Annotated in this window: 18 protein-coding genes; 14 read left to right on the top strand and 4 right to left on the bottom strand. The window is 66.5% G+C overall.

What is annotated here, in order from left to right:
• Positions 1–3: 3 nt before the first annotated feature.
• Positions 4–1,935, bottom strand: coding sequence for an autotransporter assembly complex protein TamA (locus ACFOHJ_RS19290; RefSeq protein WP_378223570.1), 1,932 nt, complete (start codon positions 1,933–1,935; stop codon positions 4–6).
• A gap of 255 nt (positions 1,936–2,190) precedes the next feature.
• Between ACFOHJ_RS19290 and ACFOHJ_RS19285 the strand changes: the two genes are divergently transcribed.
• The 7 genes from ACFOHJ_RS19285 (at position 2,191) to ACFOHJ_RS19255 (ending at position 15,123) form a co-directional block, all read left to right on the top strand.
• Positions 2,191–7,668, top strand: coding sequence for an alpha-2-macroglobulin family protein (locus ACFOHJ_RS19285; protein WP_378223568.1), 5,478 nt, complete (start codon positions 2,191–2,193; stop codon positions 7,666–7,668).
• 194 nt (positions 7,669–7,862) lie between these two features.
• Positions 7,863–9,944, top strand: coding sequence for a penicillin-binding protein 1C (gene pbpC, locus ACFOHJ_RS19280; RefSeq protein WP_378223565.1), 2,082 nt, complete (start codon positions 7,863–7,865; stop codon positions 9,942–9,944).
• Positions 9,945–10,139: 195 nt separating this feature from the next.
• Positions 10,140–11,168: a sulfate ABC transporter substrate-binding protein gene (locus tag ACFOHJ_RS19275; RefSeq protein ID WP_378223563.1), complete on the top strand. Its 1,029-nt coding sequence runs from the start codon at positions 10,140–10,142 to the stop codon at positions 11,166–11,168.
• A 34-nt stretch (positions 11,169–11,202) separates the two neighbouring features.
• Positions 11,203–12,057: a sulfate ABC transporter permease subunit CysT gene (cysT, locus tag ACFOHJ_RS19270; RefSeq protein ID WP_378223560.1), complete on the top strand. Its 855-nt coding sequence runs from the start codon at positions 11,203–11,205 to the stop codon at positions 12,055–12,057.
• Entirely contained in the window at positions 12,050–12,931 is an 882-nt protein-coding gene (gene cysW / locus ACFOHJ_RS19265; RefSeq protein WP_378223557.1) for a sulfate ABC transporter permease subunit CysW, read from the top strand. The genes cysT and cysW overlap by 8 nt, the downstream gene beginning before the upstream one ends.
• An 11-nt stretch (positions 12,932–12,942) precedes the next feature.
• Entirely contained in the window at positions 12,943–13,989 is a 1,047-nt protein-coding gene (locus tag ACFOHJ_RS19260) for a sulfate/molybdate ABC transporter ATP-binding protein (RefSeq protein ID WP_378223554.1), read from the top strand.
• 147 nt (positions 13,990–14,136) lie between these two features.
• Positions 14,137–15,123: a sulfate ABC transporter substrate-binding protein gene (locus ACFOHJ_RS19255; RefSeq protein ID WP_378223551.1), complete on the top strand. Its 987-nt coding sequence runs from the start codon at positions 14,137–14,139 to the stop codon at positions 15,121–15,123.
• 19 nt (positions 15,124–15,142) lie between these two features.
• Here ACFOHJ_RS19255 and ACFOHJ_RS19250 read toward each other — a convergent pair whose 3' ends face one another.
• From ACFOHJ_RS19250 to ACFOHJ_RS19240, 3 genes are all read right to left on the bottom strand, one after another.
• Positions 15,143–16,372: an MFS transporter gene (locus ACFOHJ_RS19250; protein ID WP_378223548.1), complete on the bottom strand. Its 1,230-nt coding sequence runs from the start codon at positions 16,370–16,372 to the stop codon at positions 15,143–15,145.
• A gap of 100 nt (positions 16,373–16,472) precedes the next feature.
• Positions 16,473–18,026 (bottom strand): alkaline phosphatase family protein, encoded by a 1,554-nt coding sequence (locus ACFOHJ_RS19245; RefSeq protein ID WP_378223545.1) that lies wholly within the window; start codon positions 18,024–18,026, stop codon positions 16,473–16,475.
• Positions 18,027–18,073: 47 nt separating this feature from the next.
• Positions 18,074–18,808 (bottom strand): FadR/GntR family transcriptional regulator, encoded by a 735-nt coding sequence (locus ACFOHJ_RS19240; RefSeq protein ID WP_378223542.1) that lies wholly within the window; start codon positions 18,806–18,808, stop codon positions 18,074–18,076.
• 229 nt (positions 18,809–19,037) lie between these two features.
• Here ACFOHJ_RS19240 and ACFOHJ_RS19235 point away from each other — a divergent pair, with 229 nt between their 5' ends.
• From ACFOHJ_RS19235 to ACFOHJ_RS24925, 7 genes are all read left to right on the top strand, one after another.
• Positions 19,038–19,865, top strand: coding sequence for a helix-turn-helix domain-containing protein (locus tag ACFOHJ_RS19235; RefSeq protein WP_378223540.1), 828 nt, complete (start codon positions 19,038–19,040; stop codon positions 19,863–19,865).
• Between the two features lie 114 nt (positions 19,866–19,979).
• A complete protein-coding gene (locus ACFOHJ_RS19230) occupies positions 19,980–20,423 on the top strand; it encodes an SRPBCC family protein (protein WP_378223537.1) in 444 nt (147 codons plus the stop codon).
• A gap of 19 nt (positions 20,424–20,442) precedes the next feature.
• On the top strand, positions 20,443–21,231 hold the full coding sequence (locus tag ACFOHJ_RS19225; protein WP_378223534.1) for an FAD binding domain-containing protein: 789 nt from the start codon (positions 20,443–20,445) through the stop codon (positions 21,229–21,231).
• A 12-nt stretch (positions 21,232–21,243) separates the two neighbouring features.
• Complete coding sequence (locus ACFOHJ_RS19220; protein WP_378223532.1) at positions 21,244–21,726, top strand: (2Fe-2S)-binding protein; 483 nt, start codon at positions 21,244–21,246, stop codon at positions 21,724–21,726.
• A 205-nt stretch (positions 21,727–21,931) separates the two neighbouring features.
• Complete coding sequence (locus tag ACFOHJ_RS19215) at positions 21,932–23,299, top strand: xanthine dehydrogenase family protein molybdopterin-binding subunit (protein ID WP_378223529.1); 1,368 nt, start codon at positions 21,932–21,934, stop codon at positions 23,297–23,299.
• Positions 23,300–23,302: 3 nt separating this feature from the next.
• Positions 23,303–24,307, top strand: a complete 1,005-nt coding sequence (locus ACFOHJ_RS19210; protein ID WP_378223526.1) for a xanthine dehydrogenase family protein molybdopterin-binding subunit — start codon at positions 23,303–23,305, stop codon at positions 24,305–24,307.
• Between the two features lie 165 nt (positions 24,308–24,472).
• Positions 24,473–24,615 (top strand): IS1/IS1595 family N-terminal zinc-binding domain-containing protein (locus tag ACFOHJ_RS24925; RefSeq protein WP_449224169.1); only part of this gene is annotated, 143 nt, incomplete at its 3' end.

Below are 24,615 nucleotides of genomic sequence, written 5' to 3'. Positions count from 1 at the left end.
CCGTCAGAACGCCTGGCCGATGCCGGCATAGATACCAAAACGGGGGTCTCCCGGACCACGGTTGAGCGGCACCGCAGCATCGACTCGCAGCGGCCCGAACGGCGTGATGTAGCGCAGGCCGACGCCCGCGCCTACCTTCAGGTCGGCAAAATCCGGGAACCGCTTCTCCGAAACCGTGCCGGCATCGACGAAGGGCACGATGCCGATGGTTTCCGTCACCTGATAGCGCATTTCGACCGAGGTTTCGAACCAGGAAAGCCCGCCAATCGGCTTGTCGTCCGGTCCCTTGGGGCCGACGCCCTGGTAGGCATAGCCGCGCACCGAGCCGCCGCCGCCGGCATAGAAGCGCCGGTCGGCCGGAACATCCTCCAACGACGCGCCGATGATGGAGCCGAGCCCCACCCGCCCGGCCGCGACGAACTTTCCGGCGCTGTCCAGCGCCCGGTAGGCCGAGCCCTCGCCCTTCAGCTTGACGAAGGTCGCCCCGTGCAGGAGATCGTAGCTCGGCTCCACATAAGCCAACGCCCGGAACCCCTTGGTCGGATTCAGCTTGTCGTCGCGGTTGTCGAAGACATATTGCAGCGGCACCGAGGCGATCAGGTACTCGTGCTTGCCGAAAACGTCGGTGATCTTCGAGTAGTCGAGCGACAGTTCCGCCGACACCGTCTGGCGCGGCGTCAGTTCATAGGAGAGGCCGACGCCGCCCTTGGTCGAGAAACGGTCATAGGCGTCCGGATGTTCGTAGACGGTCTTCAGGTTGGCGAAAAATTTAGACGCCGGCCCGACCACGCCCGGCTTCTCGAACATGATACCGGCATTGTAGTTCAACTTGCCGATGGCGTTCGAGCCGATGCCGCTGATGGAGCCGTCGATGCGCAGCTTCTCGGCGCGGCCGAACAGGTTGCGGTGGCCCCAATACCCCTCGATGCCGAGCCCGTCGGTATTGGAGACGGTGCCGCCGATGCCGAAATAGCGGAACTTGCGCTCGCTCACCTGCACGCCGATCGGAATATTTCCGGCCGTGTCGAGGTGATCGGCTTCCTTGAGCGTGACGCTCGAAAACACTTCCAGCGCCAGCAGCCGCTCGCGCGCCTCGTCCATTTCCTCGGGCGAGTAGCGCCTGCCCGGCTTCAGGCCCGCCATGTAGGCGGTGAAGTCGCGGTCCACCGCCTCGGTGCCCTCGACCGTCGTCTCGCCATAGCCGGCGACAGGGCCGGCGGCGAGCGTCAGCGTCACGTCCAGCGTCGAGGTGGCGTGGTCGGCGACAATCTCGCGGTCGGTGACCTTGGCCAGCGGCCGGCCTTCTTCCTTCAGCGCCCGCACGATCCTCGCCTCGGCCTTGAGCACGGCGACGGAACTGGCGTCGCCACCGGCGATCAGGCCATAATCCGCGCCCATCAGGCCGGCGGCATCGCCCTCGAGCCGGATGTTGCCCAGCACGAATTTCGGACCGGGGCGGACCGTCACCACCACCGGGATCGGCTGCTGCCCGTTGAACTCGGCGTCCGGCGGCAGATCATCCAGCGACTTGCCGGCAATGGCGATATCGACCACGCCTTCATAATAGGCATTGGCATAAAGGGCCGCGACCAGTTGCTCGCGGTCGCCGCGCGCCTTGGTCATCAGGCCGAGCGAACCCGACACCGGACGGTCCTCGCCGCCCTTGAGGCCGGAGGCGTTCTCCAGCGCCTTCTGCAGATCCTGGTCGGCCTCCGGCGCCTCGATGGTCGCCGAATAGCGGAGCGGATTGACGATCTCGGCGTCTTCCTTGTCGGCCGCCGAGTTCCACAACTTGATTCCGAAAATCTCGAAGGCCGCCGCCGGCCTGCTCGCCGTGGCGATCAGCGTCGATCCGAGCAGGGCGGACAACAGCGCGTGCGAAAGCCGGCGCGCATGCGCCCCGCTTTCGCTCATCTGCCCGTCCTTCACCTGCATCCAGCCAACCTTAGCGGCAAAACCTAAAATTGCATTGAAAGTCTGAAGTCCTCGTAAAGCAGTGACATTCCACTTGTCGGAAAGTGCCGGAGGTTGGAATTCACACCTTCTTGCAGCGCTGCAAGAATACGTGACTCGCCGAGCATACCGGCCGGGCACGGCGCTGGAAACCGTGGCCGATCGAGGCCTGCTCGCACGCAGGTTGACAACAAGGGCCGGAGCCTGAACATGCAGGGCAACCACTGGAGGGAAGTCATGACAACGCGCGCCATCCGCGGTCTCTCGATCCTTGCCCTTCTCCTGCTTGCGTTAGCCGGCGCGGCCCATGCCGCCGAGGGCCGGCGCATCGTCACCACGCAGGACGCCGACTATTTCGGCTTCGACCTGCGCTCCACGCAGAACGTGACGCTCGACCAGTGCGAGGCCGAATGCCTCGGCGATTCCGCCTGCCGCGCCTTCACCTATAACAACAAGGCGAAGTGGTGCTTCCTCAAATCCGATTACAACGGGTTGAAACCGTTCAACGGCGCCACCGCCGGCAAGGTCGTCGCGCTCGACGGCGATGCCGACATCGGCGCGCCGCCGCCGCTGTCCTTCTTTCCTGCGTGGATGGCCGACCAGGCCCAGCAATACCGCAACGCGCTGACCGGCCCCGGCTACGACAAGCCCGAGGAGGGCCTGGGCACGCTACGCGAGGCCGCCGAGCAGTCGGCACAGGCCGGCGACCACCGCAACGCCATGCTCAAATACGAGGGGATCGCCTCGCTTATGCCGGACGATGGCGCGACCTGGCTGGAGCTGGCGCGCGAGATGCTGGCCGTCGCGCCCAACGGCGGCACGGAAGCCTCGACGCTGCAGGCCAACGCCACTTCCGCCGCCTTCAACGCCTACAAGCTGTTGCGCACCGCCAGGACTCGTGCCGATGCGCTCGCCGTACTGGCGGCGGGCTTGGACAAGCGCGACCTCTACCGCCCTGCCCTGCAGGCCTATGAGGCGAGCCTGGCGCTGGTGAACTCGCCCGCCGTACTTTCCGCCTATAACGACCTCAAGGCGCGCAAGGGCTTCCGCATCGTCGACCATTCGGTCGATGCCGACACCAGCGCGCCGCGCATCTGCGCCCAGTTTTCCGAGGAACTGGTCAGGAACGGCGTCGACTACGCCCAGTTCGTCACGGTCGACGGCGGCCCGCCCAAGGGCATCGAGGCCAAGGACAAGCAGATCTGCGTCGAGGGGCTGGAACACGGCAAGCACTACAGCGTCGCCTTCCGCGCCGGCCTGCCGGCGGCCATCGGCGAGGTCATCGCCGCTCCCACCGTGCTGTCCATCTACGTGCAGGACCGCGCTCCTTCCGCCCGCTTCACCGGCGACAGCTTCGTCCTGCCGGCCGGCACGCGGCGCGGCATCCCACTGGTCAGCGTCAACATGGACGCCGCCCAACTAAAGCTCTTCCGCATCGGCGACCGCGCGTTGGCGCAGCTTCTGTCCGGCTACCAGTTCCTGCGCCAGCTCGACGGCTACGACATCGATTCCATCGGGGACCAGCTGGGCGCGCCGGTGTGGGAAGGCGAGATGGCGATCGCCGGCGAGTTGAACAAGGAAGTCACCACCGCTTTCCCGGTGGACGAGGCGCTGCCGGTGCGCAAGCCAGGCGTCTACGTGCTGACCGCGCAACCGCTCAACGACCGCAGCGAGACCTACGAATCGCGCGCCACGCAGTGGTTCGTCGTTTCCGACATCGGGCTCACCACCTATACCGGCGAGGACGGCCTTAACGTCTTTGCCCGCTCGCTCGCCACCGCCAGGCCGATTGCCGGCGCCGAACTGACGCTGCTCGCCAAGAACAACGAAATCCTCGGCACCGCGACGACCGATGCCGAAGGCCGCGTCACCTTCAATCCCGGCCTGACCCGTGGCGAAGGCGGACAGGTGCCGGCGGTGCTGATGGCGAAGAACGGCGACCAGGATTTCGTCTTCCTCGATATGAGCCGCGCCGGCTTCGACCTTTCCGACCGTGGCGTGGAAGGCCGCGCCGCCCCCGGCGCGCTCGACGTCTATGCGTGGACCGAGCGCGGCATCTACCGCGTCGGCGAGACGGTGCATGTCTCGGCATTGGCGCGCGACGACGCCGCCAGGGCGGTGGAGAAGCTGCCGCTTACCTTCATCTTCACCCGCCCCGACGGCGTCGAGGATCGCCGCATCGTCAGCGACGGCGTTGCCGCCGGCGGCCATGCCGTCGACCTGGAACTGCCCGCCAACGCCATGCGCGGCACCTGGACGGTGGCGCTGCACACCGACCCCAAGCAGCCGGCGGTGGCCAGCCAGATGTTCCTGGTCGACGACTTCGTGCCCGACCGCATCGAGTTCGATCTGTCCTCCGACAAGAAGGAGATAGCGCAGGGCGAAACCGCCACGGTCGGCGTCGACGGCCGCTTCCTCTACGGCGCACCGGCCGCCGGGCTGGCGCTCGAAGGCGAACTGACGCTTTCCACGACCCGCTCCTGGGACCGCTTCAAGGGCTTTTCCTTCGGCCTCGCCGACGAGCAGGCGACCGAGGCGCAGGTAACGCCCTTCGCCGACCTGCCGCTCACCGGCGACGACGGCAAGGCAAGCTTTCCCGTCGCGGCCGACCAGCTTCCGGCAACGACCCGGCTGGTCAACGCCAAGGTCACCATACGCATGCGCGAGACGGGCGGGCGCGCCGTCGAACGCTCGCTCGACATCGGCATCCGCCCGCAGGGCGACATGATCGGCATCCGCCCCGACTTTTCCGGCGACGAGGTGCCGCAAGGCGGAACCGCGAAGTTCAGCCTGATCGCGGTCGATGCAAATGGCAGCCGGGCCGCGCTGAAGGATACGTCGTGGTCGCTGGTGAAGGTCGAGCGCAATTACCAATGGTACCGCAGCGGCGGTTCCTGGCGCTACGAGGCGGTGGAGTTCACCAAGTCCGTCGCCACTGGCACGGTCGATCTTGCCGCCGACAGGGAAGCGACCGTCTCCCTGCCCGTCGACTGGGGCCGCTACCGGCTGGAAATCGAAACCGCCGACCCGGACGGCCCGGCCACCAGCTACGAATTCGATGCCGGCTGGTATGTCAGCGCCTCCTCGACCGAAACGCCGGACGGGCTCGAAATTGCCCTCGACAAGGACTCCTATGCCGCCGGTGAAGTGGCCAGGCTGAAGGTCTCGCCGCATTTTGCCGGCGAGCTTTTCGTCGCCATCGGCGCCGACAAGCTGCTGAAGACCGTCACCGCCACCGTGCCGGAAGGGGGCGCCACCATCGACCTGCCGGTCGGCGACGATTGGGGCGCCGGCGCCTATGTCACCGCGACCCTGTTCCGGCCGGGCGATGCGCAGCAATCGCGCATGCCGACCCGCGCGATCGGCGTGAAGTGGCTGCAGGTCGACCCGGCCGACAAGAAGCTTTCGGTAGAACTATCGCCGCCGCAAAAGACCGAGCCGCGCCAGCCGCTGTCGATCCCGGTCGCGGTTTCCGGCGTCAAGCCCGGCGAGAAGGCCTATGTGACGGTCGCCGCCGTCGATGTCGGCATTCTCAACCTCACCAACTACAAGGCGCCGGACCCGGAAAACTGGTTCTTCGGCCAGCGCCGGATGGGCATGGAACTGCGCGACCTCTACGGCCTGCTGATCGACGGTTCGCTGGGCGTCACCGGCAAGCTCAGGACCGGCGGCGACGGCGCCAGCATGCAGGCGCAGGGCGAACCGCCGACCGAAAAGCTGGTCGCCTTCTTCTCCGGCATCGTCGAACTCGACGCCGAGGGCAAGGCCGGTGTCGCCTTCGACATACCGCAATTCAACGGCACGGCGCGCATCATGGCGGTCGCCTGGACCGGCGATGCGGTCGGCCATGCCGTTTCCGATGTCATCATCCGCGATCCGGTCGTCATCACCGCCGGCCTGCCGCGCTTCCTAGCGCCCGGCGACGCGGCCACGATGCGGCTCGACGTGGCCAACACCGACGCGCCCGACGGCGACTATGCGGTGTCGATCAAATCCACCGGCGGCCTTTCCGTCGGCGAGGACGGCGTGCCGCAAAAGCTGGCGCTCGCCGGCGGCAAGCGGCAGTCCTTCACCGTGCCGCTGATCGGCGTGGCCGCAGGCGATACCTCGATCACCGTCAAACTCGCCAACGACAGCGGCGTCAGCGTCGAGCGGAAGCTGTCCCTGCCGATCCGGCCGGCGCAGTTGCCGGTCACCACCCGCATGGTCGCCGACCTCAAGGCCCATGGCGGCGCGCTGCGCATCGACCGCCAGCTCCTTGCCGAAAGCCTGCTCGACGGCGCATCCGTCAGTGTCGGCGTCTCGCAGGCGGCCGCCTTCGACGTGCCCTCGCTCTTGATGGCGCTCGACCGCTATCCCTATGGCTGCTCGGAGCAGACGACCAGCCGCGCCCTGCCCCTTCTCTACCTCAACGAGATGGCGGCCGGCGTCGGCATGGCCGAGGACGCCGACCTCGCCAAGCGCATCCAGGACGCGGTCTACAAGGTGCTGAACAACCAGGGCTCCAGCGGCGGCTTCGGCCTGTGGGGACCGGGCGAAGGCGACCTGTGGCTCGACGCCTATGTCACCGACTTCCTGACGCGGGCGCGCGAACAGAAATACGACGTGCCCGAAAGCGCCATGACCCAGGCGCTCGCCAATCTCCAGAACGCGCTCGGCTATGACCAGGACGTGAAAAGCCGCGGCAGCGCCATGGCCTATGCGCTCTATGTGCTGGCCCGCAACAAGAAGGCATCGGTGGGCGACCTGCGCTATTACGCCGATACCCGGCTCGAGGAATTCTCCAGTCCGATGGCGGTGGCGCAACTGGGGGCGGCCCTTGCGCTCTACGGCGACGCGCAGCGCTCGCAGGCGACCTTCGCTGCCGCCCTGCGGCAGGCCGAGGCGGTGGGCGAATACGACTGGTATCGCTCCGACTACGGCTCGGCGCTGCGCGACGGGGCGGCCATGCTGTCGCTGGCGGCCGAAACCAAGCCGGTGCCGGCGATCGTCCCGCAACTGGTCAAGCTGGTGACGAAGGAGCGCGCCAACACGCGCTGGACCAGCACGCAGGACCAGGCCTGGATGCTGCTCGCGGCGCGGGCGCTGAAGGCCGGCAACGACTCGATTGCCCTCACCGTCAACGGAGAAGTCCACGCCGGCGCCTACTCGGCCGAGTTCAACGGCAGCGACATCGCCGGCGAGCCGCTGACCATCGCCAATACCGGCGGGACCGACCTGCAGGCGGTGGTCACCACCATCGCCGCCCCGGCCCAGCCGCTGCCGGCTGGCGGCGACGGTTTTACCATCGAGCGGACCTATTACACGCTGGACGGCAACGAGGCCAACGTCACCGAGGCGGCGCAGAACGAGCGCTATGTCGTGGTGCTCAGGATCGACGAACTGAACAGCTGGCCGTCGCGCCTGCTGGTAACCGACCTGCTGCCGGCCGGCTTCGAGATCGACAATCCGAACCTGGTTTCCAGCGCGCAGCTGTCGAATTTCTCGTGGCTCGGCCAGACCGAGGCGGCGCATTTGGAATTCCGCGACGACCGCTTCGTCGCCGCCTTCAACCCGGGCGAGGGCGGCAGCAATCGTTCGATCACGCTGGCCTATGTCGTGCGCGCGGTGACGCCCGGCGTCTACGCCCACCCGGCCGCGGTGGTGGAAGACATGTACCGCCCGCAGTTTTCCGCCCGCACTGCCACCGGCATGATGGAGGTGAAGGCGCAGTAGAGGTTCATGTTCATGTTCATGCTCTGGCTCAGCCCCCTCACCCGCCCTCCGCTTCGCTCGGGCGACCTCTCCCCGTGGGGGAGAGGGAAACGTCGGCCGCAGCGGCAACCCTCCCTTCTCCCCGGCGGGGAGAAGGTGGACGCAAAGCGGCCGGATGAGGGGGACGGCCACCCGACTGCCGGCAGTGCCCCCTCATGACCCGCCTGCGCAAGTTCACCATCGGCGCGGCCGCCGGCGTTGCCTGCCTCGTCCTCGGCGCGCTCGTTCTCTGGCAACTCGACCGCGCCTTTCCGCCGCCGCTTCCCGAAAAACTCGCCGTCTCGGCCGAAGTGCTCGACCGTGACGGCCAACTCCTGCGCGCCTTCGCCACGCCGGACGGCTACTGGCGGCTCGCGACCGACCTCGACCAGATAGACAAGCCGTTCCTCGACATGCTGGTCACCTACGAGGACAAGCGTTTCTGGGACCACCGGGGCATCGATTTCCTGGCGATCGGCCGTGCCGCGCTGCAGTTCGCCACCAGCGGGCACATCGTTTCCGGCGGCTCTACGCTGTCGATGCAGCTCGCCCGCCTGATCGAGCCGCGCGAAAGCCGCAGTCTCGCCGCGAAGGTCCGGCAGGTCTTGCGCGCGCTCCAGATCGAGCGGCGGCTTTCCAAGCGCGAGATTCTCGAACGCTACCTAACGCTCGCCCCCTATGGCGGCAATCTCGAAGGCGTACGCGCCGCCTCGCTCGCCTGGTTCGGCAAGGAACCGAAACGGCTGAGCGTGGCGGAATCGGCCCTGCTCGTCGCCCTGCCGCAACTGCCGGAGAAACGCCGGCCGGACCGCAATCCGGTAGCGGCACAGGCCGCCCGCGACCGGGTGCTTGCGCGCATGGTCGCCGCCGGAAAACTCGAGCAGCGCGAAGCCGCCCGCGCCGCCATCGACGCGGTGCCGGCAACGCGGCACGCCCTGCCCGCACTTGCGCCGCACCTCGCCTATGCCGCGCTGCGCAAGGCGGGCGACGGACCCTCGCCGCAACTCACCATCCGCAAAACCGTGCAGCAAGGGCTGGAAGCGGTGGCGAGAAGCGCCGCCAGGAGGCTCGGCCCGAAACTGTCCGTCGCCATGATGCTGGCCGATTCGCGCACCGGCGACATTCTGGGCGAAGTCGGTTCCGCCAATTATTTCGACGCCAGCCGCTCTGGCTGGATCGACATGACCAGGGTGCTGCGCTCGCCCGGCTCGACTTTGAAGCCGTTCATCTACGGGCTCGCCTTCGAGCAGGGCCTCGTCGCGCAGCAGACGTTGATCGAAGACAGCCCGGCCGATTTCTCCGGCTACCGGCCGAAGAACTTCGACATGGCCTATCAGGGAGATGTGTCAATCCGGCAGGCGCTGCAACTGTCGCTCAACGTGCCCGCCATCCGCCTGCTCGACGCGGTCGGCCCGGCCCGACTGATGGCGCGCTTCCGCCAGGCCGGCGTCAGCCCGGTGCTTCCCGTAAACGAAGCGCCGGGGCTGGCGATCGGCCTCGGCGGCGTCGGCACCACGCTGCGCGACCTCGTCCAGCTTTACACCGGGCTCGCCAATGGCGGGAAGGCGCGCTCGCTGCGCGACGGCACGGAGACGGCAGCGGCAGCGGCCGCCGCTCCCGCCGCCACCATCCTCACCGCCGCCGCCACCTGGCAGATCGCCGATATCCTGTCCGGCGTCCGGCCCCCGGAGGGCGCGCTGCCCCGCGCCATCGCCTACAAGACCGGCACCTCCTACGGCTACCGCGACGCCTGGTCGGTCGGCTTCGACGGCCGCTATGTGCTGGGCGTATGGGTCGGGCGCGCCGATGCCGGCGCGGTGCCAGGCCTCTCCGGCTATGTCTCCGCCGCGCCGATCCTGTTCGAGGGCTTCAGCCGCTCCGGCCTCGCGGCCGTGCCGCTGCCGCCGCGCCCTGCCGGCGTGTTCAACCCCGGGCGCGGCGAATTGCCCGTCACGCAGGCCCGTTTCGGCACCGAGCGGCTCGCCTCCTCCGGCCCCACCGAGCCGCCTCCGCGCATCGTCTTTCCGCCCGAAGGCGCGCATGTCGATCTCGGGGTAACGGCGGACGCCGCGACGCCGCTGGTGCTGAAGCTGCAGGGCGGGCGCGCGCCCTTCCGCTGGCTCGCCAACGGCAAGCCGCTTGCCGGCACCGACCGCCGCCGCACAGCGACCTGGCAGCCCGACGGCGCCGGCTATTCGACGCTGACGGTCATCGACGCCGCCGGCCGCGCGGCGAGCGTGAAAGTGTTCGTGGAATAGGCGCACACGCGCTCGGCGCCCTTCCGAAAGCCATGGAGCCGCCCCGGCCGCACGCCGGCCTGCGAGCAAAATTTTCCCCGAAAACGGCGAAAGCGCCGGAAAATTTGCCGAAAGACTGGCGAAAACGCAACGAGCGCACGCATTCAATTACTATCTAACCAGTACATTTACGCCGTCACCAAACGGAGTCCGAAAATGACCCACCCTCATTTCAAGACGCTGCTTGCCGCATTGATCGCCTCTTCCGTCCAGTTTGGCACACTGGGTTTCGCCTTCGCCGACACCACCATCCTGAACGTTTCCTATGATCCGACGCGCGAACTCTACAAGGTCTATGACGAGGCGTTTGCCGCCTATTGGAAGGCCGAAACCGGCGAAACGGTGACCATCCAGCAGTCGCATGGCGGCTCCGGCGCGCAGGCGCGGTCCGTGATCGACGGCCTGGCCGCCGATGTCGTCACGCTGGCCCTCGAAAGCGACATCAACGCCATCGTGGAAAAGGCGAAGACCATTTCGCCCGACTGGCGCAAGAAGTTCGAGAACAATTCCGCGCCCTATACCTCGACCATCGTCTTCCTAGTCCGCAAGGGCAACCCGAAGGGCATCAAGGACTGGGACGACCTGGTCAAGGACGGCGTGCAGGTCGTCACCCCCAACCCGAAGACTTCCGGCGGCGCACGCTGGAACTACCTGGCCGCCTGGGCTTTCGCCAACGCCCAGGACGGTGGCGACGAGGAAAAGACCAAGCAGTTCATCGGCAAGCTCTACGCCAACGTGCCGGTGCTGGATACCGGCGCACGCGGCTCGACCGTGACCTTCGCCCAGAAGGGGCTGGGCGACGTGCTGCTGGCCTGGGAAAACGAGGCTTTCCTTGCCTTCGACGAGTTCGGTGCCGGCAATTTCGACATCGTCTATCCGTCCTCCTCGATCCTCGCCGAACCGCCGGTCGCCGTGGTCGACGCCAATGTCGACGCCCATGGCACGCGCAAGGTGGCCGAAGCCTATCTCGGCTATCTCTATTCCAAGGAAGGGCAGACGCTGATCGCCAGGAACCACTACCGGCCCTATAAGCCCGACCTCGTCGATCCGGCCGACCTTGCCTGGGAAAAGGACATCAAGCTCATCACCATCGACGATCCGGTTTTCGGCGGCTGGAAGAAGGCCCAGCCTTATCATTTCGGCGACGGTGGTATATTCGACCAAATCTATAAGCCGGCCCAATAAGCCGCACCATGAATTGGGACACGACAGGGACGACATGACCATAATGCCCGCGAGAGAGGCGGGTTGGCGGTTCAGGAAGCCGAGCGTCATTCCGGGTTTCGGATTGACGCTCGGCCTCTCGCTTGCCTACCTCACGCTCATCATCCTCATTCCCCTGTCGGGGCTGGCATGGCGCTCGGCCGCCCTTGGCTGGACCGATTTCTGGGCCATCGCCAGCGACAGGCGCACGCTGAACTCGCTGAAGATCAGCTTCGGCACGGCAGTGATCGCAGCCCTCGTCAATGTCGTGTTCGGCACTCTCGTCGCCTGGGTGCTGGTGCGCTACCGCTTTCCGGGGCGCCGCGTCATCGACGCCATGGTCGACCTGCCGTTCGCCCTGCCGACGGCGGTGGCCGGCATCTCGCTGACGACGCTTTACGCGCCGAACGGCTGGCTGGGCGCCCCGCTGTCGGCGCTCGGCATCAAGGTCGCCTATACGCCGCTCGGCATCGTGATCGCGCTGATCTTCATCGGCCTGCCCTTCGTGGTGCGCACCGTGCAGCCGATCATGGAGGAAATCGACAAGGAGGTGGAGGAAGCCGCCGCCACGCTCGGCGCGACCCGCCTCCAGACCATTACCCGCGTGCTGGCGCCGGGGCTCACGCCCGCCATCCTGACCGGCTTCGCGCTCGCTTTCGCGCGCGGCGTCGGCGAATACGGTTCCGTCATCTTCATTGCCGGCAACCTGCCCAATATCTCGGAGATCACGCCGCTCCTGATCATCATACGGCTGGAGGAGTTCAACTATCCGGCCGCAACCGCCATCGCCGCGATCATGCTGGTGATCTCATTCGCCATGCTGCTCGTCATCAACCTGATCCAGTCCTGGAGCCGCAAGCGCTATGGCTGACCCCGCCCTCTTCGCCGCCGATGCGGCACATCAGGAAGCCTCGGGCATCACCGAGACGAGGCTGGTGCGCTACGTGCTGATGGCGATTGCCTTCGTCTTCCTCGGCCTGTTCCTGGTCTTGCCGCTGGTGCTGGTGTTCGTCCAGGCGTTCGGCAGGGGCGTAGAGTTCTTCCTGTCGACGCTGGCCGAGCCCGATTCCGTCTCGGCCATCCGCCTCACCCTCATCGTCGCCGCCATCGCCGTGCCGCTCAACCTCGTCTTCGGCGTCGCCATGGCCTGGGCCATCGCCAAGTTCGAATTCAAGGGCAAGGCCTTCCTGACCACGCTGGTGGACCTGCCGTTTTCGGTCTCGCCGGTCATTTCCGGCCTCGTCTATGTGCTGTTGTTCGGCGCGCAGAGCCTGCTCGGCCCGTGGCTGAAGGCGCACGGCATCACCATCCTGTTCGCCGTGCCGGGCATCGTGCTGGCCACCGTCTTCGTCACCTTCCCCTTCGTCGCCCGCGAACTGATCCCGCTGATGCAGGAACAGGGCACCAAGGACGAGGAAGCGGCGATCTCGCTCGGCGCCAACGGCTGGCAGACCTTCTGGTACGTCACCCTGCCCAACATCAAATGGGGCCTGCTCTACGGCGTGCTTCTGTGCAACGCGCGCGCCATGGGCGAGTTCGGCGCGGTGTCGGTGGTGTCGGGCCATATCCGCGGCCAGACCAACACCATGCCGCTGCACGTCGAGATCCTCTACAACGACTACAACGCCGCCGGCGCCTTTGCCGTCGCCTCGCTGCTGGCCGGCCTGGCGCTGGTCACGCTCGCGCTCAAAACCCTGCTTGAAATGCGCTACGGCGCCGAAATCGCCGCAACGCGCGGACATTGAAAGGCATCACCATGGATGTTCGCGTCGCCAATGTGCGCAAGGAATTCGACACTTTCGCCGCCCTGCACGATGTCTCGCTCGACATCCGTTCGGGCGAACTGATCGCGCTTCTGGGGCCGTCCGGTTCCGGCAAGACGACGCTGCTGCGCCTGATCGCCGGTCTCGAGCAGCCGACCGCCGGAAAGATCTTCTTCGGCGAGGAAGACGCCTCGGAACGCAGCATCCGCGAGCGCAATGTCGGGTTCGTCTTCCAGCACTACGCGCTGTTCAAGCACATGACGGTCGCCGACAATGTCGGCTTCGGCCTCAAGGTGCGCCCCGGCGCGACACGCCCTTCGGCCGGCGAAATACGCCGCCGCGCCTCCAAGCTGCTCGACCTCGTGCAACTGTCGGGGCTGGAAAAGCGCTATCCGGCGCAGCTTTCCGGCGGCCAGCGCCAGCGCGTGGCGCTGGCCCGCGCCATGGCCATCGAACCCAAGGTGCTGCTGCTCGACGAGCCGTTCGGCGCGCTCGACGCCCAGGTGCGGCGCGAACTGCGCCGCTGGCTGCGCGAAATCCACGACGCCACCGGCCACACCACGGTTTTCGTCACCCACGACCAGGAGGAGGCGCTGGAGTTGGCGGACCGGGTGGTCGTCATGAGCCAGGGCAAGATCGAGCAGGTCGGCACCGCCGACGACGTCTACGACACGCCCAACTCGCCCTTCGTCTACGGCTTCATCGGTGAGTCCAGTTCCCTGCAGGTCAAGGTCGAAGACGGCCAGTTGTGGATCGCCGACCGCCCCATCGGCCTGTCGGCCCAGGGCGTCCCCGCCGGCAAGGCGACGCTGTTCTTCCGCCCGCACGACGTGGACCTTCTGGAGGAATGCGCGGGCTGCATCGCCGGCACGGTCGCCGCCAGCCGCCGCGTCGCCGGCACGCGGCGCGTGGAGCTGGAGGTCGGCGGCCAGCGCCAGCGCGTCGAGATCGAGCTTCCGGTCGACCATCCGGCGGCGCAGAAGAGCCGCGTGGCTTTCCGACCGCGCCTTTGGAAGGTTTTCCCCGGCGCCAGCGAATAGCCGGTCCGGCGCAGAAAATTTTACCTCAAATATCGGAAATTCGAACTATACGTTCCAACAATGCGCCTCGCCTGAGCGCCCTTTGCCTCGCGGGCGGCGGCTGCCCGCGGCTATATGTTCCGGCAATTCTGAAACCGGAGCCTTTCCATGAAACGCCTCTTGCTTGCCGCAACCGCCGTCGCGGGTCTTATCCTGTCCTCCGCCTCGGCTTGGTCGGCCGACAAGCTCCTCAACGCCTCCTACGACGTCGGGCGCGAACTCTTCGTCGCCATCAACAAGGCTTATGTGGCCGAACATCCCGGCGTCACGATCGACCAGTCGCATGCCGGCACCTCGAAGCAGGCCCGCGCCATCGTCGAGGGGCTCGCCGCCGATGTCGTCACCTTCAACCAGGTCCCCGACATCGATTTCCTGGTCAAGAACGGCTATGTCTCCGCCGACTGGCAAAAGAGTTTCCCGGACAATGCCTCGCCGTTCTACTCGCTGCCGTCCTTCCTGGTGCGCGCCGGCAACCCCAAGAACATCAAGGACTGGGACGACCTCGCCCGTGACGACGTGCAGATCGTCTTCCCCAACCCCAAGACCTCCGGCAATGCGCGCTACACCTACCTGGCCGCCTATGCCTACGGGCTGGAAAAGTTCGGCGGCGACGCCGAAAAGGTGAAGGAGTTCGTCGGCAAGATATTCTCGCACGTGCCGGTGTTCGACACGGGCGGCCGCGCCTCCACCACCACCTTCGCCGAGCGCGGCATCGGCGACGTGCTGATCACCTTCGAATCCGAAACGCAGGGCATTGCCAAGGAATACGGCACCGACAAATACGAGACGGTGACCCCCTCGATCAGCCTGCTGGCGGAGTTCCCGGTCGCCATCGTCGACAAGGTGGCCGATGAAAACGGCAGCCGCGAGCTCGCCAAGAGCTACCTCGAATTCCTCTACACGCCGGAAGGCCAGAAGATCGAGGCGGAATACAGCCTGCGCGTGCGTGACGAAAAGGTCGCGGCTGAATTCAAGGACAAGTTCCCGCCGGTCCGCCTCGTCACCGTCGAAGACGTGTTTGGCGGCTGGGAAAAGGTCCAGAAGGAGCATTTCGCCGAAGGCGCCCTGCTCGACCAGATCTACGGCAAGCGCTGACCGTTCGGCGCACCCACGGTCACGGCCCGGCGTAGGAAGCGCGGCGGGCCGACCACAGCAGGAACAGCGCCACCGAAATGGTCAGGAAGTTCCAGCCGATGCCGTTGAGGAAGGCGGCGGCGTAGGAACCGGTCAGGTCGTAGATCCAGCCCGACATCCAGCCGCCGATGGCCATGCCGAGGATCGTCGCCATGATGACGATGCCGACCCGCTGGCCGGCCTCCTTCGCCGGCATGGTCTCGCGCACGATCACCGCATAGCAGGGCACGATGCCGCCCTGCGACAGGCCGAACACCAGCGACACGACGTAAAGCGAGGCCAGCCCGTTGAACGGGATGTAGAGGAACAGCGCCAGGCATTGCAGCACGGCGCCGATGAGCAGTGTCCTCACCCCGCCGATGCGGTCGGCGATGAAGCCGGAACCGATGCGGCTGACGATCCCCGCCGCCATCATGATCGACAGCATGTCGGCCCCGCGCGCGATGCCGTAGCCGAGGTCGAGGCAATAGGCGACGATGTGCACCTGCGGCATCGACATCGCCACGCAGCATCCCAACCCCGAGATCACCAGCAGGGTTTGTAAGGCCGTCGGCGACAACGACAGCGGCCGGGAAGGGCCGCCGCCCTGCCCTTCGGCAAGCGCGGCATGCGGCGGCTGGCGGCGCAGCAGCAGCGTCAACGGCGCCATGGCGAGGAAGCAGACGATGCCGATCGCGACATAGGCGAAACGCCAGCCATGCGCCTCCACCACACCGGGTATGACCGCCGGCCACAACACGCCCGCCAGGTAGCTGCCGGTCGCGGCACAAGAAACCGCCAGGCCGCGCCGCCGGTTGAACCAGTGCGACAGGTCGGCGATCAGCGGGCCGAAGCTCGACGCGGTGCCGACGCCGATCAGCAACCCGTGGGCGAGGGAAAACTGCAGGATCGACGTGGTCGACGCCGCCAGGATGAATCCCGTTCCCAGCACGAGCGCGGTGCCCAGCGCGGGCATCCAGAAGCCGATCCGGTCGATGGCGCGGCCGACGATGACGTTGCCCACGGCAAAGCCCAGCATCGCCGCCGTATAGGGCAACGACGCATCCGCCCGGTCGACGCCGAACTCGGCCTGCACGGTCGGGATCACCAGCACCACCGCCCACATGCCGACGCCGCCCAGCGTGCCGAACAGCATGGAGACGACCAGTCGCAGCCAGGCATAGTTGCCGTCGATGTCGGCCAGGGTGCCGGTTCTCGTTTCCAGTCTCACGCGGTGTTCTCTTTGCAATCGGGTCGAGGAAGCAACCACGATACAGCCGGCGTCGCGCCGAGGTCAGCGCCACAGCGACGCGCTGGTGGAACCAGCCAGATCAGGGCCGGGAAAACACGCCGTCTTTGGTAAGCTGCATGTTGGTCAGCGTGCGCTCCGCATGGCTCAGCCGCCAGCTCAGCATCCGTTGCGCATAATGCAGGACGGTCGCCGCCATCTCCGGCCGGTCGGCCAGGTTGCGGGTTTCGTGCGGGTCTTCGACCATGTCGAACAGAAGCGGCGGCAGGGCCGCGAAATGCACGTATTTGTAGCGCCCGTCCCGGATCACCGCATAGCTGCACTCGTCGGAGGAAATGCCCAGTGCCGTCTCGGCGGCCTGCGTCTTCACGTTACGGAAGTCGTGCTCGAAGAACACCGCGTCGCGCCAGTCTTCCGGCGCCTCGCCACGCAGGAACGGCACCAGCGAGCGTCCGTCGCAACTGCGCGGCGCCTTGAGCCCGACCCAGTCGAGGATGGTCGGCATGATATCCACCGCCTCGGTGAAGGCCTCGACCCTGGTGCCGCGCGTGGCGTCGGCATCCGGGCGTGGATCGCGAATCACCAGCGGCAGGCGAAAAGCCTGGTCGAAATAGATTTCCTTGCCCCAGACATAGTGCTCGCCCAGCATCTCGGCATGGTCGCTGGTGACGATGATGAGCGTGCGCTCATATTCGCCGGTTGCCTTGAGATGCTCGATGATGCGACCGAGATGGTGGTCGACTTCGGCCACCAGCCCGTAATAGGCCGCGCGCATCTGGCGGATTTCGAGGTCGTCTGCCGCCACCGGATCGAGCGGGCTGTGCTCATCGTAGCGGCCCGGCTGGCTGATGCGGTCGAGCTCGTAGGCAAGCAGCGGATGCTGCCGCTTTTCTTCCTCCACGGTGGCCGTACGCTGCGGAAACACGACGTCCTTCGGATGCACGGCGCGATTGTAAGGTTCGGGCGCGATCAGCGGCGGATGCGGCCGGTAGAACACGAAATGCGCGAACCACGGCTTGTCGCTTCGCACCGAAAGCCATTTGAGAAAGGCGTCGGTCAGGAACGCCGTCTCGCTGTGCGCGGCAGGAAAGACGGTCGGGATGAAGCGGAAACCGCGATCCTCGGGCTTGTCGAAGGGCGTCTTCGGCTTGAAGGCGTCGTCGCGGCCGTTCCTGACGTCGTAGCCCTTGGCGGCGAGGTCGGCGACCCAGGGTGCCATGTCGTCCGGCAGGTGCAGCGGCGTGACGAAACCCGGCATCACGCCCTTGTCGTAGCCGGTCAGCGCCGGATCGTTCGGATCCTTTCCGCGCGGGTCGATGCTGGTGTCGGTGTAGCCGAACAGCGTCGGCTCGTAGCCCGCCTTGCGCGCTTCCAGCGCAAGGTTGGTGTGCCGCGCATCGAGCGGCGTGCCGTTACGGCCGGAGCGGTGGTTCATCAGGTAAAGCCCGGTCAGGACGCTGGTGCGCGACGGTCCGCAGGGCGTGCACTGGCCGAAATGATTGCGGAACAGCACCCCGTCGGCCGCCAGCGCGTCGAGATTGGGCGTCTTCACATTGGGATGGCCGAGCGCTGAAATGCAATCGGCCCGCCACTGGTCGGCGCAGATGAACAACACATTGGGGCGTCGCGTCGGCATGTCTCTTGTCACGGCTGGAGGGGAAGGTCGGACGGCCTGGCGCGCTTCTATTCGGGCGGCCGGCCGATGATCGTGTCGGTATTGGCGAGAAGCTTGCGCACCGCCCGCCGCGCCGCCTCCGGCCGCTTCATCCGGATGCTGCGCTCGATCGTGTCGTGCAGGCCCTGCGCGTAGTCGAGGTCGTCGCCCTCGCGCGTGACGTGCTTGAACAGATGATCGAACGCCGATTCGATGAGGACGCCCAGCGGCACCAGCAGATCGTTGCCCGCGGCGCGCAGGATGGCGAGATGGAAGCGCGTGTCGGCGCGGGTGCGCTCCTCCAGCGTCGGCGCGCTCGCCATGTCCCGGCAGGCCTGGCCGATCTCCTCCATCTGTTCGTCGCTGCGCCTCAGCGCCGCAAAAGCGGACGCTTCCGGCTCGATGATGTGGCGGAACTCCTGCACCGTGCGCAGGAACGACTCGCGGTCGGGCGAGGTCGCGTACCAGGCGAGCACGTCGCGGTCGAGCAGGTTCCAGCGCTCCCTCGGCTCGACGCGGCTGCCGACCTTGGGCCGCGAGGCGAGCAGGCTCTTGGCCATCAGCATCTTGATCGCCTCGCGCACCGCCGAGCGGCTGACATTGAAGGTTTGCGACCACTGCGCCTCGTTGGGCAGGAGAGCGCCGGGCGGATAGTCGCCGCGCACGATGCGCAAGCCGATCTCGTTGGCGAGCGAGGCATGCACGCTCTCGCCCGCCCCGCGCCCCACGCCCCGCTTATCCCTGTCGGCTTTCCCGTCCGCCATGTCGTCCTCTGTCCTTGCGGCGCAAAGCTACATGGCCGCGCCGCCGAATGCCACTGCCAAGGCAGCACGGCCGCCGCAACCGGTCTCCTATCACTCAGTCTGAAAATCGGCGCACTGCCGATCCGGGGCCGGTCAACTTGTTTTCGCGCGCCTTGACGGGGGCAAAACACGCCCGCACAATTCCGCCCGCAGGTGAAGGGAGGCCGGTAGCCTGCGGGAGGTAAGACCCATGACGGAAGCGATCAGGCTCTATCGGGGCCAGTTCGGGCATGTTTCTGTTCTCAATGTGGGAAACGACTTCGTCACCCACGCCCATGTCGAAGCCCATCTCATCATCTGGCTGGAGGGCACCGCCGGCGAGATGAACATCGGCGGCGAGACGGTCCGGCTGGGGCCGGGAACCGCCGCCGGCATCAATTCCTTCGAGCCGCACAGCCATGCCTTGTCGAAGGACGGCAGGCCGGGCCTGTTCCTCGCCTTCTACCTCGATCCGGAGTGGGCACGGGCACGCCGCGACCTTCCCGCCAACGCGCCGCTGTTTCGCCAGCCGGCCATCGCGCTGGATTCATGGCTGCACAAGGCGGCGGGCGCCCTGCTCGACCATCTCGACGACATGGACGGCGCGGGCGACATCTCCCATTACGAGATCGAGCGTTTCCTCGACAGCGTGCTCGATGCCGCCGATGCGACCGAGCCCGCCTGCGAGCGCCCGCGGGCCATGGCCATGCAGGACTTCCGCGTCCGCAAGGCCATCCAGTTGATGAAGAGCAATGTGTGCGAGCGCATCTGCTTCGACGAGGTGGCCCGCAGCGTTGGCCTGTCGCGGCCGCATTTCTTCGCGCTGTTCAAGGAACAGACCAACCTGACGCCCAACATCTACTGGAACACGCTGCGCATGCAGGAAGCGGTGCGCCAGTTGCAGGGCACGGAAGCGTCGCTGATTTCCGTCGCCTGCAATCTCGGCTTCACCACGCAGGGCAATTTCTCCCGCTTCTTCCGCGACCATGTCGGCGTTCCGCCGACGCTCTACCGCGAGGCGGCGCGCATGACGGCCTGACCGGCGTCTTTTTCAGACGCTGCGATAAGCCGGCCAGACGCATTGATAAGCATCTGCTCACAAGCCGGCCTAAGCTCCTCGCTCAACGGATCGGCCAGCTAGGAGCCCAACATCATGGCGAAAGTCACCATTTCCAGCGTCATCGACGCGCCGGTAGAAAAGGTCTGGGCGCGTATTCGCGACTTCAACGGCCTGCCGAACTGGCACCCGCGCATGGTTTCCAGCCATATCGAGGACGGCAAGGACGCCACCGAGATCGGCTGTGTGCGCAATTTCCAGCTCGCCAGCGGCCCGACGTTGCGTGAGAAGCTGACAGCCTTTTCCGACGCCGACTACCTCGTCTCCTATTCCATCCTGGAAACGCCGCAGCCGCTGACGAACCACGCATCGACCCTGCAGTTGCGCCGCGTGACCGACGGCGACCGCACCTATGCCGAGTGGACGGCAACCTTCGACACCGCGCCCGAAGACGCCGAGAAGCTGGCGCAGGGCATGGGCCAGAACGTGTTCCAAGGTGGCTTCAATGCCCTGAAGGAACATTTCGCCAAACAGGGCTGATCCGGACCGGGAGATTGCCATGCCGCTTGCTCTCCAGACATTCTCCACGGTAGCCGACGCCAACGCCGCCCTGAAGGCTGCCGGGACCCGCTATCTCGGCGGTGGCACGCTGGTGGTGCGCGCCGCCAACGAAGGCGACCTCTCCTTCTCCACTTACGTGCGCGCCACCGATCCGGCGCTCGGTCGGATCGAGATTTCCGGCGGCAAGGCGAAGATCGGCGCCTCCATTACGATGGCGCAGGTCGCCCGCCATCCGCAGCTTGCTATCCTCGCCGCCGCGGCACGGGCGGTCGGCGGGCCGGCGGTGAATAACATGGCGACCGTCGGCGGCAACCTGTTCGCGCCCGCCCCCTATGGGGATTTCGCGGTGGCGCTGCTGGCGCTCGACGCCACCGTCCATACCGGTGATACGGCCGTCCCCATCGACGGCTTTCTGGAGCGGCGCGGCGGCGGGATCGTCACCGCCGTCAGCTTCGCCCTGCCGCCGGAAAAAAGCTTCCGCTTCCTCAAGGTGTCGCGGGTCAAGCCGAAAGGCATTTCCGTCCTCAGCCTCGCCGCCGTCGTCGAGGAAGGCGCGGACAACACCATCACCTCGGCGCGCATCGCGCTTGGCTGCATGGCCGACCGGCCGATGCGCGCCAGGGCGGCGGAAAAGGCGCTGGTCGGCCGCAAACGTACCGAGGACGGCATCGCCCCGGCGCTGGCCGTGGCCGCGCAAGGCACCTCGCCCGCCACCGATGCCGTCGCCAGCGCCTGGTATCGCTCGGAAGTCCTGCCGGTTCATCTCGGCCGGCTGCTGCTCGGCTAAAAGGGGGAGAAAATGGCGAAAGTCCCGGTTCAGTTCACCCTCAACGGTTCCGAAACGGCCGAGTTCGTGGAGAGCGGCACGACACTGCTCAACGCGCTGCGCGACAAGATCGGCGATACCTCGCCCAAGGGCGGCTGCCATCAGGGAAGCTGCGGCGCCTGCTCGGTCATCGTCGACGGCGAGCTGAAGCTTTCCTGCCTCATGCTCGCCGAGACCTGCAGCGGCGCCGATATCCGCACCACGGCGGGCCTGTCCGACGGCGGCGTTCTGCACCCGCTGCAACGCGCCTTCCTCGACGAATTCGCCACCCAGTGCGGCTTCTGCACGCCGGGCATGCTGATGGCGGCCAAGACGCTGCTCGACCACAATCCCAACCCGACGCGCGAAGACGTGGTCGAGGCGATCTCCGGCAATGTCTGCCGCTGCACCGGCTACGAGCCGATCATCCGGGCCGTTCTCACGGCCGCCCGCGCCAACTCGCAGAACGCGTCTTGACGATGGTTGGATTTCTGCGGCGGTTACCCCCACCCCTGTCCCCTCCCCACAAGGGGGAGGGAGACACCGACATTGTCGTCGTGAACAGATCGCCAGCGTTAGCCGGTAGTGCCACCGACGCAGGTTTCCCCTCCCCTCGTGGGGAGGGGTTAGGGGTGGGGGTACTACCCGCGCCCATTCCGATCGGTGTTGAGAGGAACTGACGATGGAACTTCGCAAGAGCTACTTCGCCGACGAGCGCAAGGACGACCTCAACGAGCTGGGCCAGGGCCGGCCGCGCTCCGATGCGCCGGGACACGTCACCGGCAGGACGGCGTTCTTCGCCGACCGGACCTTCCCCGGCCTGCTCCACCTGAAAATGGTGCGCAGCCCCCACCATCACGCCCGCATCGTCAGCATCGACACCTCGGAAGCCGAAAAGTATCCCGGCGTGGCGCGGGTACTGACCGCCAGGGACGTGCCGCACAACCTCTACACCGTGCTGATCCTGATCCAGGTCGGGCCGGAGGACGAGCATGTGCTGGCCGAAGACAAGGTGCGCTGGAAGGGCGAGGCCGTCGTCGCGGTGCTGGCCGACAGCGAGCGCGCCGCGCAGGAAGCTGCGGCCAAGGTCAAGGTCGAGTACGAGGTGCTGGCGCCGGTCCTCGACATCGAAAGCGCGCTCGCCCCTGGCGCGCCCGTCGTCAACGAATACCACGGCCAGAACTACTACATGTATGACAGCGGCGAGTGCCGGAAGGTGCGGTTCGGCGATGTCGAGGCCGGCTTCGCCGAGGCCGACCATATCCTCGAGCAGATCTACTGGTCCTCGCCCATCGAGCATGCGCCGACCGAAACCACCGGCTGCATCGTCGTGCCGGATGGAAGCGGCCGCTTCACCTGCTATACCAACACGCAGGCGATGTTCTTCACGCTCGATAACGCCTCGATCATCCTGCAGATGGAAGGCAGCAAGCTGCATCTTGTCGGCGGCACCGTCGGCGGCGGCTTCGGCGGCAAGGTGGACGTCACCACCGAGCCGGTCGCCATCCTCGCCGCCAAGCTCACCGGTCGCCCGGTCGCCTTCATCTACAGCCGCGAGGAGGAGATGCAGATTTCCTCGCCGCGCGCCGCCGAGAAGATCGTGCTGCGCGACGGCGTCATGAACGACGGCCGCATCGTCGCGCGCAAGGTCACCGGCTACACTGATGCCGGCGCCTATTCGCGCCATTCACCCTATGGCGCGCAGAAGGGCGCTGGTCACTATCCCGGCCCCTACACCATCCCCAACGTGTGGATCGACACCTATTGCGTCTACACCAACCGCACGCCGTCCTCGGCCATGCGCGGCTTCGGCGTGACCATCGCCGACTTCGCGCTGGAGGTGCAGATGGACAAGCTGGCCCGGCTGATCGGCATGGACCCGCTCGAGTTCCGCTTCATCAACGCCTACCGCGACGGCGACATCAAGGCGCATCGCCAGCCGACCGAGGGGGCGGCGCTGATCGAGTGTATGCAGGAAGCCTCGCGCCTCGCCGACTGGCCGGTGGCGGATAGGTTCTACGTTTTGTCCTCGCATCCAAGGGAGGCTTGAAGAATGGCGATCAGGCGCGGACGCGGCGTTGCCGCCATCAACTACCCGACCGGCATGAACCTCGGCGGCGACCCGACGCAGGCCCTGGTGCATTCCACCCCGACCGGGAACTTCATGGTGACGCTGTCCTCGGTCGACCTCGGCCAGGGCATGAAGCAGATCATGGCGCAGATCTGCGCCGAGACGATCGGCGTGCCGACCGATCGCGTCACCGTCGACACCGCCGACACCGACACCGGCCCGCACTGCATGGGCACCTTCGCCTCGCGCGGCACCCACCGCGCCGGCAACGCCGTCATCCAGGCGGCCAAGGAAGCGCGCCAGGTGATGCTGGAAGTGGCGGCCGAGGAACTGGAAGTGAACGCCGACGACCTCGAAACCGACGGCCAGGGCAACGTCGTGGTGAAGGGCGCGCCGCAGAAATCGATCTCGATCTTCGACGTGGCGCTGTCGGCGCATTTCAAGCGCGGCCGCTCGATTTCCGGACGCGGCATGTTCCTGATCCCGCGCTCCTACCCGGAAAAGGAAACCGGCGCGATGAAGCCCTCCACCTGCTACGCCCACGCCTGCACGGTGGCCGAGGTCGAGGTGGACGACGAGACCGGCGAGGTGACGGTGCTCGACGTGAAGAACGTGTTCGAGATCGGCCGCGCGCTGAACCCGAAAATGGTCGAGCAGCAGCTCGTCGGCGGTTCGTGGATGGGCATTTCGCATGCGCTCTACGAAACGACGGAACCCTACTACCCGAACCGCGACCATGGCGGCATCGACTTCGGCGAATATGTCATGCCGGGGCCGGGCGACGTCGCGAAAACCGAGATCGTGGTGTTGGAGCGGCCTTCCGGCGACGGGCCGTACGGCGCCAAGGGACCGGGCGAAATGTGCGCCAACCCGCAGATCCCGGCCGTCGCCAACGCCATCTTCGACGCGGTCGGCGTGCGCGTGGACACACTGCCGATCACGCCGGAACGCGTCCTGCGCGCGATCAAGGAACAACGGGCGGCTTAGCCCGGAGGCCGGCAAGGTGTTTTCATCCCCACACAGTCGACCGCCTGCCGAACCTCTCTCGGGAAACGGTACGGCTGTGGCTGACCAGGCTACCCCCACCCCTGACCCCTCCCCACAAGGGGGCAGTGTTTACATCAGACTTAGTTTGGATTCTTCTTCGGCTGTTTGTTTGATTTGCCGAGGAGAAGCCCATTGGAGTGTCCCCGTTGCCACAGTGAGGAGCTTCGCAAGACGGGCCCCAAGGCCGGGGCTCAGCGCTATTGCTGCCGCTCCTGCGGCCGCTACTGCACCGACAGGCCGCGCCGGTT

The organism is Aquamicrobium soli, from assembly GCF_042646345.1.
Classification (GTDB): Bacteria; Pseudomonadota; Alphaproteobacteria; order Rhizobiales; family Rhizobiaceae; genus Mesorhizobium; species Mesorhizobium soli_A.
The sequence above is the reverse complement of the archived record's forward strand: the minus strand, read 5'-3'. Positions and strand labels throughout refer to the sequence as shown.

Excerpts from the sequence above, each read along its gene's own strand:
- ACFOHJ_RS19290 (WP_378223570.1), bottom strand. The coding sequence starts at position 1,935 with ATGCAGGTGAAGGACGGGCAGATGAGCGAAAGCGGGGCGCATGCGCGC.
- ACFOHJ_RS19275 (WP_378223563.1), top strand. The coding sequence starts at position 10,140 with ATGACCCACCCTCATTTCAAGACGCTGCTTGCCGCATTGATCGCCTCT.
- ACFOHJ_RS19245 (WP_378223545.1), bottom strand. The coding sequence starts at position 18,026 with ATGCCGACGCGACGCCCCAATGTGTTGTTCATCTGCGCCGACCAGTGG.
- pbpC (WP_378223565.1), top strand. The coding sequence starts at position 7,863 with ATGACCCGCCTGCGCAAGTTCACCATCGGCGCGGCCGCCGGCGTTGCC.
- cysW (WP_378223557.1), top strand. The coding sequence starts at position 12,050 with ATGGCTGACCCCGCCCTCTTCGCCGCCGATGCGGCACATCAGGAAGCC.
- ACFOHJ_RS19220 (WP_378223532.1), top strand. The coding sequence starts at position 21,244 with ATGGCGAAAGTCCCGGTTCAGTTCACCCTCAACGGTTCCGAAACGGCC.
- ACFOHJ_RS19285 (WP_378223568.1), top strand. The coding sequence starts at position 2,191 with ATGACAACGCGCGCCATCCGCGGTCTCTCGATCCTTGCCCTTCTCCTG.
- ACFOHJ_RS19235 (WP_378223540.1), top strand. The coding sequence starts at position 19,038 with ATGACGGAAGCGATCAGGCTCTATCGGGGCCAGTTCGGGCATGTTTCT.
- ACFOHJ_RS19210 (WP_378223526.1), top strand. The coding sequence starts at position 23,303 with ATGGCGATCAGGCGCGGACGCGGCGTTGCCGCCATCAACTACCCGACC.
- ACFOHJ_RS19260 (WP_378223554.1), top strand. The coding sequence starts at position 12,943 with ATGGATGTTCGCGTCGCCAATGTGCGCAAGGAATTCGACACTTTCGCC.
- ACFOHJ_RS19215 (WP_378223529.1), top strand. The coding sequence starts at position 21,932 with ATGGAACTTCGCAAGAGCTACTTCGCCGACGAGCGCAAGGACGACCTC.
- ACFOHJ_RS19225 (WP_378223534.1), top strand. The coding sequence starts at position 20,443 with ATGCCGCTTGCTCTCCAGACATTCTCCACGGTAGCCGACGCCAACGCC.
- cysT (WP_378223560.1), top strand. The coding sequence starts at position 11,203 with ATGACCATAATGCCCGCGAGAGAGGCGGGTTGGCGGTTCAGGAAGCCG.
- ACFOHJ_RS19230 (WP_378223537.1), top strand. The coding sequence starts at position 19,980 with ATGGCGAAAGTCACCATTTCCAGCGTCATCGACGCGCCGGTAGAAAAG.
- ACFOHJ_RS19255 (WP_378223551.1), top strand. The coding sequence starts at position 14,137 with ATGAAACGCCTCTTGCTTGCCGCAACCGCCGTCGCGGGTCTTATCCTG.
- ACFOHJ_RS19240 (WP_378223542.1), bottom strand. The coding sequence starts at position 18,808 with ATGGCGGACGGGAAAGCCGACAGGGATAAGCGGGGCGTGGGGCGCGGG.